The following is a 557-nucleotide window of genomic DNA, read 5'->3' as shown; positions in this document are numbered from 1 at the left end:
ACCGTGATGGTCTTGAGAAATAAGTCTCCGGGACCTCCCAGCGTGATACTGCCGTCCTTGATCTGCACAAACGCGCCACTACATTCAAGGATGATTTCCTTCGCCGCCGCGAGGTTGACCTTGGCGTTGACGCTGCCAAGATTGACGTCTCTGGCCGCGGTAAGCGACATGGGCCCCGTCTGGGCCTGGACCTGGACGGGACCCTTCGCGGCAAAGATCTTGATGCCGCTTTTCTGCACAAAGAGCGAAATCTTTTCGCCGACGGCGGCTGTAAAGCGCTTGAGCACGCTGAAATCGACGTTCCTGCCGGCAGTGGTGCTCAGGTTGTCCTGCGCGGCAAACTGGATACCTCCGGCCGCAACGAGCCCCGCCGATGCCGGTGTGCTGAAGAGGAGGCCCGGCTTCTTCAGCACGTCGAGATCTTCCTTGACCTGTTGCTGGGCGGCAGTATCGGCAGGCTCGGCCTTCGCGCTGTTCGCGGAACTTGCGAGGGCTTTGGCAAGCTCCAGCGCGCTTTCGAGCTGCGCGGTGGTCTCCTGCATGTCGAGTTGCTTGCC

The 557-nt window shown here is 60.9% G+C and carries 1 protein-coding gene; it reads right to left on the bottom strand.

What is annotated here, in order from left to right; genetic code table 11:
- Positions 1 to 557 (bottom strand): DUF2345 domain-containing protein (locus tag U5768_RS31860; RefSeq protein WP_322034291.1); only part of this gene is annotated, 557 nt, incomplete at both ends.

Source organism: Paraburkholderia sp. J76, from assembly GCF_905220295.1.
Taxonomy (GTDB): Bacteria; Pseudomonadota; Gammaproteobacteria; order Burkholderiales; family Burkholderiaceae; genus Paraburkholderia.
This window is presented reverse-complemented; position numbering and strand designations above follow the sequence as displayed.